The sequence below is a fragment of the Streptomyces sp. 2A115 genome, from assembly GCF_052245575.1.
GTDB lineage: Bacteria > Actinomycetota > Actinomycetes > Streptomycetales > Streptomycetaceae > Streptomyces.
In genome coordinates, this window is sequence record NZ_JBQQCG010000019.1 from 145549 (window position 1) to 153498 (window position 7950).

Annotated in this window: 7 protein-coding genes and 2 pseudogenes; 7 read left to right on the forward strand and 2 right to left on the reverse strand. The window is 69.4% G+C overall.

The genetic code is table 11. The annotated features are described in order from the left end of the window. Positions 1-65: 65 nt before the first annotated feature. Genes ACTWQR_RS18995 through ACTWQR_RS19015 form a run of 5 tightly spaced genes read left to right on the forward strand, consistent with a single transcriptional unit; the run spans position 66 to position 4522 of the window. A complete protein-coding gene (locus ACTWQR_RS18995; RefSeq protein ID WP_443228277.1) occupies positions 66-1019 on the forward strand; it encodes a 5-dehydro-4-deoxyglucarate dehydratase in 954 nt (317 codons plus the stop codon). Between the two features lie 17 nt (positions 1020-1036). Then, a complete protein-coding gene (locus tag ACTWQR_RS19000) occupies positions 1037-1411 on the forward strand; it encodes a hypothetical protein (RefSeq protein WP_443228278.1) in 375 nt (124 codons plus the stop codon). Between the two features lie 9 nt (positions 1412-1420). After that, positions 1421-2440 carry a Bug family tripartite tricarboxylate transporter substrate binding protein gene (locus ACTWQR_RS19005; RefSeq protein WP_443228279.1) on the forward strand — a complete coding sequence of 340 codons (1020 nt, stop codon included), beginning with the start codon at positions 1421-1423 and terminating at the stop codon, positions 2438-2440. A 3-nt stretch (positions 2441-2443) separates the two neighbouring features. Beyond that, positions 2444-2881: a tripartite tricarboxylate transporter TctB family protein gene (locus tag ACTWQR_RS19010; protein WP_443228280.1), complete on the forward strand. Its 438-nt coding sequence runs from the start codon at positions 2444-2446 to the stop codon at positions 2879-2881. Between the two features lie 24 nt (positions 2882-2905). Then, complete coding sequence (locus ACTWQR_RS19015; protein ID WP_443228281.1) at positions 2906-4522, forward strand: tripartite tricarboxylate transporter permease; 1617 nt, start codon at positions 2906-2908, stop codon at positions 4520-4522. Between the two features lie 441 nt (positions 4523-4963). On the opposite strand, the gene ACTWQR_RS19020 is transcribed toward ACTWQR_RS19015, so the two are convergent. Beyond that, the gene (locus ACTWQR_RS19020) at positions 4964-5929 is read right to left on the reverse strand and encodes an SDR family NAD(P)-dependent oxidoreductase (protein ID WP_443228282.1); all 966 of its coding nucleotides are present in this window, start codon (positions 5927-5929) and stop codon (positions 4964-4966) included. Positions 5930-6034: 105 nt separating this feature from the next. Here ACTWQR_RS19020 and ACTWQR_RS19025 point away from each other — a divergent pair, with 105 nt between their 5' ends. Further along, the gene (locus tag ACTWQR_RS19025; protein WP_443228283.1) at positions 6035-6610 is read left to right on the forward strand and encodes a TetR/AcrR family transcriptional regulator; all 576 of its coding nucleotides are present in this window, start codon (positions 6035-6037) and stop codon (positions 6608-6610) included. Positions 6611-6622: 12 nt separating this feature from the next. Continuing rightward, positions 6623-6904, forward strand: a pseudogene (locus ACTWQR_RS19030) (LLM class flavin-dependent oxidoreductase); the annotation flags it as partial. Between the two features lie 66 nt (positions 6905-6970). Here ACTWQR_RS19030 and ACTWQR_RS19035 read toward each other — a convergent pair. Further along, positions 6971-7639 (reverse strand): annotated as a pseudogene (locus ACTWQR_RS19035) (trimeric intracellular cation channel family protein); the annotation flags it as partial. Positions 7640-7950: the final 311 nt, after the last annotated feature.

Genomic DNA, 7950 nt, shown 5'->3' on the forward strand with positions numbered 1-7950 from the left:
GTTATCAGCCATGTAGCCATGCTCTCCATCACGAGACGGCTGTCTACATATGAAGACAGGTGCGCATGGAGACGACTCGGGATATCGAGCGTGACCGCGAGACGGCGGATCGGCTGCGCAAAGGGATGGCGCAGGGTGTCCTGTCCTTCCCGCTGACATCCTTCGACGCCGAAGGCGGCCTCGACCTCGACGGCTTCCGCACCCACCTGGCCGCGCAGCTAGCCGCCGGCCCGGGTGCCGTCTTCGTCGCCTGCGGAACCGGTGAGTTCTTCTCACTGTCCGCAGAGGAGTACCACGCCGTCGTACGCACCGCCGTCGAGGTCGTGGCGGGACAGGTCCCGGTGGTGGCCGGCGTCGGGTACGGCTGGTCGCTCGGGCTGCAGTTCGCCCGGCTCGCGGAGGGGGCCGGCGCGGACGCCGGGCTGCTCATGCCGCACTACCTGATCTCCGCCCCGCAGTGCGGATACGTGGACCATGTCCGCGCGGTGGCGAGCGGCTCGCCCCTTCCCCTGATCGTCTACCAGCGCGGGCAGGTCAAGCTGAGCACAGCCGCGGCCAGGGAACTGGCCACGGTGGACGGCGTCGTCGGCCTCAAGGACGGGCACGGCGACCTCGACCAGATGCAGCGGCTGCGGCTGGTGGCGCCCGGCGACTGGCTGTTCTTCAACGGCGTGGCCACCGCCGAGATGCAGGTACGGGCGTACGCGAGCATCGGCATCCCCGCCTACTCCTCGGCGGTCCACTCCTTCGCACCCGAGATCGCGGGTGCCTTCTACGCGGCGCACCGGGCCGGAGACCACCCAAGAATGGAACACCTGCTGAGGGAGTTCTACCTGCCCCTCGTCGAACTGCGCGACCAGGGCACGGGCTATGCGGTGTCCCTGGTCAAGGCGGCGGCCCGGCTCCGCGGAGCCCCGGTCGGCCCGGTCCGCGCGCCCCTGACGGAACCGGCCCCTGACCACCTGGGGCAGCTCGAGGCCCTCCTGCACACCGGCCTGGCGCTCGCAACGGACAGGTGAGGAAGTGAGGGACCGTCGTGCTCAGCAGCGCGCCTCGCATCGTCAAGGTGACCGTCACCCCCGTCCTCATCAGTGACCCGCCGCTGTTCAACTTCCTTGGTGCGTATCAGCCGTACACACCCGGCAGCATCGTCGAGACAGAGACGTCCGGCAGCGGCGTCGGCATCGGTGAGACCTACGGCAGCCGCGACCACCCCGACGAGGAAATCGCCGCCGTCCACGCCCTGGTGCCAGCCCGCCTGCACGACCAGCCCGCCTGCACGAACGGTTCAACCGGACGCCGCAGTGCCACGACCGCGACGACGTCGCGGCCATGCGGCGCGAGCACCCCGACTGGGCGCAGCCACCGCTCCCGCGGTGGTGACCCCGGCTGGCCAGAACCCCACCCATGAAGGAGAACAATGATGTTCCAGGCCCGACTGCGCCAGGGCCGGCACCTCGCCGGCGCGGCTGTCTGCGCCGCTGCGCTTCTCACCCTGACCTCTTGCGGAGGGGTCCAGGGCGGCGGGGGAAGCGGAGAAGCCGCCGAGAACTATCCGACCAAGACCGTGGAGTGGACCGCGCCTAACGACCCGGGCGGGAGCACCGACCTGATATCGCGCGCCGCAGCCAAGGCGATGGAGGACCCCCTGGGACAGTCCGTTGTGGTGGAGAACAAGCCCGGCGCCAACGGCGCCGTGGGCGGCAAGGAGGTCCTCGGCCGCGAGCCCGACGGCTACAGCCTGGTCATGCTCTTCCAGTCGCTCATGTCGATCGGTCCGCACACCGTCGTCGACGATGACCCCATCAAGATGTCCGACATGCACGTCATCTCCGGGCTGACCGTGGAGGACTACGTCCTCGTCGTCCCGGCGAAGTCGGACACCGAGACCCTCGACGACCTGCTCGCGAAGAAGTCGGTCAAGTACGGCACCACAGGCGCCGGCACCGGAAGCGAGCTGGCCCAGGCGCTCCTCTTCGGCGACGCCGGCGTCAAAGCCGGCGGCATCCCGTTCGACGGCGGCGCGCCCACTGTGACCGCGCTGCTCGGAAGCCAGGTGGACGTCGGCGCCGTCCACGTGGCCGAGGCCGCTCCCCATCTCAAGTCCGAAAAGCTGCGTCCACTGGCGGTTTTCGCCAAGGAGCGCATCGACTTCCTGCCCGACGTGCCCACCGCTGTCGAGTCCGGCCACGACGTCGTCGTGGACCAGCGCCGCTGGGTCGCCGGCCCGGCAGGACTGCCGGACAACGTCGTCTCCGAGCTGCGAGAGGCGCTGAAGAAGGCCTTCAAGGACCCGGAGTACGGCAAGTTCCTGGAGAACAACTACATCGGCCGCTGGGAGGCCTCGCCGGACGCTGTCGTCCAGCAGGTCGAAACCGCCAAGAAGCGCTACGGCGAGCTCATCGACGAGTTCGGTCTGGACCTGAAGAGCGAGGGCTGAGGCATGAGGACCCAGGCACGGCTGGGGGCGCTGGTGCCGCTCGGCATCGGCGCCCTCGCCGCCCTGGCGGCCGTATCGATGGGGCTGGGTTCGCCCGCCGATCCCGGCCCCGGGCTGTGGCCCCTGATCGTGAGCCTCGCCATGGTGACGCTGTCCGCCTCGCTGCTCCTCAATCCGGGCGCGGACACCGAGCAGGAGCCGTTCGGCAGGCAAACCGCCGTGGCGGTCCTGGGTGCCCTGTCGCTGGTCGCGTACACCCTGCTCATCGAGCGGGTGGGCTTCGAGGTCATGACGGTGCTTCTGCTGGTGCTGTGGATGCGCGGCTTCGGCAGGGACAGCTGGCGGCTCAGCCTGGCCGTGGCGCTGGCCGCGTGTGCGGCGTCGTATCTGCTCTTCATCGTCGCGCTGGGCGTCTCTCTGCCTCATCTCGTCGCGTTCTGATCCCTCAACACCTGTGAGAACCCGATGGACTTCCTCGCTCCCGCTCTGGACGGCTTCGGAGTGGTCTTCGAGCCGCAGAACCTGCTGTACTGCCTGATCGGGGTGACCCTCGGCATGCTGGTCGGCGTGCTGCCCGGCCTCGGCCCGGCCGCCACCATCGCCATCCTGCTGCCGGTCACGTACACCCTCGAACCGGCCTCGGCGATCATCCTGCTCGCCGGCATCTTCTACGGCGCCCAGTACGGCGGCACGGTCACCTCGGTGCTGCTCCGCCTGCCCGGAGAGGCCTCGACGGTGGTGACCGCCATCGACGGCTACGAGATGGCCCGCACGGGCCGGGCCGGATCCGCGCTCGGCATCGCCGCGATCGGCTCCTTCATCGGCGGCACCGTAGGCATCGTCGGACTGACCGTGGCGGCCCCGTTGGTGGCGGGCTGGGCTCTGGCCTTCGGCCCGCCGGAGTACGCCGCGCTCGCGCTGCTCGGCATCCTGATGATCTCCACCCTGAGTACCGGGTCCCTGCGCCGCAGCCTCCTTGCGGGCAGCATCGGGTTGCTGCTCGCCACTGTGGGCCGCGACCCGCTCCTGGGCAGCGCTCGCTACACGTTCGGCAGCGACCAACTCGCCGACGGGCTCGACTTCGTCATCCTCGCCATGGGCCTGTTCGGCATCGGCGAGATCCTGCACAGCCTCGAAGGCCTTCGCCAAGGCGCCGCGCCGAAGCCCCGCGTCGGCCGGGCCCGGCCCAGCCGGGCGGAGTTCCTGCAGTCGAGGTGGGCGATCGCCCGGGGGACAGTGGTGGGCTTCTTCCTCGGCATCCTTCCCGGCGGCGGCGCCACGATGGCCTCGATGGTCGCGTACACGGTCGAGAAGCGCTCCTCCAGGACACCCGAGCGGTTCGGCAAGGGCGCGATCGAGGGGGTCGCGGGCCCGGAGGCGGCCAACAACACCGCCGCCACCTCCTCGTTCATCCCACTGCTCACTCTCGGCATCCCGGCCAACGCGACCATGGCCGTCATGTTCGGCGCCCTGCTGCTGGCGGGCGTGACCCCGGGCCCGCAGATGATCGACGAACATCCCGAGGTGTTCTGGGGCGTCATCGACTCCATGTACATCGGGAACCTGTTCCTGATCATCCTCAGCATGCCGCTGATCGGGCTGTTCGTCCGCGTGCTGCGCGTCCGGGCCAGCATCCTGGCGCCGCTGACCGTGCTCATCACCATGATCGGCGTCTACACGATCCGGTCCAGCATGTTCGACATGCTCGCCGTGGTCGTGCTCGGCGTCGTCGGCTACCTGATGAAGAAGGTCGGTTTGCCGCCCGGCCCGCTCGTCCTCGCCTTCGTGCTCGGCAACCTGCTGGAGACAGACTTCCGGCGCTCGATGCGGATGTTCGACGGCGACGTGACCGGCTTCCTGGGCCGCCCCGTCTCCGCCACGCTGCTCGCCTTCGTCGTCGTCTTCGCGGTCGCCGTACCCCTCCTCAGCCTCCGCAAGAAGCTCCGGCAGCCCGGACCTCCCGACACCCCCGCGACCGTCCCCCACCCCGACACCACGACCATCCCGGAGCGAACCCCGGACCACCCCCGTACGGCGGCCGAACCCGGCGGCCTCAGCGAGGAGCCACAGCATCCGGGCTGAGCCCTGGACCGGGCCAGGCCGTGGGCAGCGAGCCGCTGGCACGCGACTACGACCGCGCGGACCTCCCAGCCGTGGCCGACCCGGGGCCCGGCGTGCAGGGTGCCGCCCAGGGCGGTGACGCGTTCCGTCATGCCGACGAGGCCGAGGCCGCCGATCGCCGGCTACATAGCGGCACTGTCACTGCTCAGCCTTGTGCCGTCCTCGGACTTCGTACGAGCAGTGCGCCTTCCCCGGCCGCAGAGGCCGGTGGGACCGTCACCGGGGCTGGACCGGCGACCGAGTCGATCCAGTGAGCTGACCGCATTCGTGTCAGGTCCCCGCTTCCCCCTTACCTTCTTGATCGGCCCCGCAGCGGCCGAAGCCGCGGGACGAGCCGGTGACGAACCAGGTCTGGGACACGAGAACCTTCCAGTGGGAAAAGGGAGTTGATGGAATGGGAGGTCAGGCCAGGAGCAACTCGGAGACCTGCCACAGGAGCGCGGCCGCCTCCGGGTCCACGGCGTGCGCGGCGACCCCGGTGTTGGTGCCGGGCCGGTGCGGTTCGGCCTCGTCGCAGTCCTCGAAGTACCGGCCGGTGACGCCGTCGACCACGGTCGACGCGGCCAGCAGCACCGAGGTCGCGGCCCCCTGCTCCACCGTCTTGAGGGACAGCTCGGGCGGCTGCGTTCCCTCGCCGATCAGGGCCTGGAGGTGGGCCCCGAACTGCGCCATCTCGGCGTCCCCGATATGACGCATCAGGTTGGTCCGGATCCCGCCGGGCATCAGCGCGTTGACCGCGATCCCGTCGTCGGACCAGCGTCGGCCGGCCTCGACCGCGAACAGCACGTTGGCCGTCTTGGACTGCCCGTAGGCGAGCCACGGGTCGTACGGCCGCTCGGTGAAGTGGAGGTCGTCGAAGACGACGGGTGAGAAGAGGTGTCCGCTGGAGCTCACCGACACCACGCGCGCACCGCCGGCCGCCGCGAGAGCGCCGTGCAGCCCGGTGGCGAGGGCGAAGTGCCCCAGGTGATTGGTGGCGAACTGCAGCTCCCAGCCCTGTGGCGTCCGGGTCTCTGGAGTCGCCATCACGCCCGCGTTGTTGACGAGGATGTGCAGCGGCCCTTCCCACGCGGTCACGAACGCCTCCATGGACGCCCGATCGGTCAGATCCAGGGAGGCGACCGTCACGCCTTCGGAGCCGGTGGTGGCCTTGATGTCCTCCGCGGTACGCCGGCCGGCGGCCGCGTTCCGCACGGCGAGGACGACCTCCGATCCGGCCCCCGCGAGCGCCCGGGCGGTCTCCACGCCGATGCCGGAGGTGGCTCCGGTGACGACGGCCCGGCGGCCGGTGAGATCCACGCCCGCGATCACCTCGGCGGCGGTGGATCCGGCGTGGAAGGGGGTGGTGATGCGTGTGTTCGTGGTCATGTCGGCACGTGCTCCCGGTTTGCTACGATCAAAAATCGGAGGCTCCTCCGCTTTGCTTGAACATTAAGCGGAGGAGCCTCCGATTGTCCAGGAGGAAGGAATGCTGTGACCGGCAACACACGCGGACTGCGTGCCGACGCGCGGCGCAACCGGCAACGCCTGCTCGACGTCGCCGTACGCGCCTTCTCCGAGCGGGGCACGGACGCGTCGCTCGAGGCCATCGCCAAAGAGGCCGGTGTGGGCATCGGCACGCTGTACCGGCACTTCCCCACCCGGGAGGCACTGATCGAGGCCGCCTACCGCAACGAGGTCGCGCGGGTCTGCGACAGCGCCGAGGAACTGCTGGCTCAGTACCCGCCCGACCAGGCGATGCGGGTGTGGATGGACCGGTTCATCGACTATCTGGCCACCAAGCAGGGCATGGCGGACGCGTTGAAGGCCGTCATCGCCTCCGGTGACTCGGACCCGTTCGCCGAGAGCCTGGACCGGATCAGCACGGCCATCAGCACGCTGCTGAAGGCCGGGGCCCAGGCGGGTGTCCTGCGCTCCGACGTCGACCCTCTCGACGTCGGCTTCAGCCTCGGCGGCATCCTGCTGATCACCACCGACAAGGGGTTGCGCGACCGCGCGGGCCGCATGCTCGATCTGCTCCTCGACGGACTCCGCTACCACGCCGACTGAACCGGAGCACTCATGCGACTGGGCGTACACATCACCCGCTTCGACCACCCCGACGGCCCGACCGCCCTCGGACCCGAGCTGGCCGCGGCGGGCGCGGCCGCGGAGGAGGCCGGCATCAGCCGGCTCTCCGTCATGGACCACTACTTCCAGATGGAGGCGTACGGCCTCACCGCGACGGATCCCATGCTGGAGGGCTACACCACCCTCGGCCATCTCGCGGCCCACACCTCGACGACCCGACTCGGCCTGCTCGTCACCGGGGTGACGTACCGTCACCCCGGGCTGCTGGCCAGGGCCGGCCAGAATTCCGCCGCCGACCGCCGTACCGATGCCCAGAGTTGCGGATGACGCGACGTCGAAGCCGTGAGAGAGCGCCTTCATGGTGCCGGTGACACTGAACAGCCCCAACGCGGCTGCATCCGAAATGGCGCACGCCTTTTCGTTGCGCTGCACGCCCTTCCAGAAGAACACCGCCACCGCAGTGACCAGGGGGGTGAGCCAGAATCCCAGATCGGTGAAGGCGATGGGAGGCACGCCCAGGACGAGGTCGCGGAACAGCCCGCCCCCCAGGCCCGACGCCGCGGCCAACAGGCTTGTGCCGAAGATGTCGAAGTCCTTGCGCACAGCGAGGATGGCGCCCGACAGGGAGAAGGCGAGGATTCCCAGCAAATCCAGCGGGTACTGTGCGACGTCGATCAGTGCCGCGATCGGCATGTCATGTGGCCCTCCGCCTTGGTTCATTTCTGCCTTGCCATGTGAACTTACGTACCGATGCCCACGGTGGTTCGGTCCCGTTGTCAGCGCCCGCTGCTTCTGGGCGAGGGGCGAGCCGCTGGTCGAAAACCGCTGACGCGCACCCAGGTGGAAACGCGGCGGCGGAAAGCCGGGCAGCCATGGCGTTCGATTCACGACCCAATGGCACATGCCGAGACCGGAGGCCGTGCGGGGCACCCCCGGGGGTGACGCCACGGGCTCACACCAGCTGGCGGCTTTGTCGTGGCGGTACGTCCGGGTCCGCCGGCAGTACATCGAGACGCCTGCGCGCTGCCGTCCTGCCAGCCGGCCCGGGAACCCTCGCCAACAACAGGTTCAGCTGACGATGGCAGGATTCGTTGGTTGACCAGGCGTAGACATCCGGCGGCTGGGCGGGCTCGGTCTCACAGTGACCCGAGGCCTGATTCCGGGCACCTGTTGCTCACCCTCTACGCGCCATTGAGCGGTGTGCATCGTGAAATCGCAGGTCGCGGGTCTGGTGTGAATGACGAGTGGGGTACTCGCGCCGGTCGGCGGCCGATGACCTTGGTGTAGATCATTGGGTGGTCCGGTTCCGGTGGGATGCC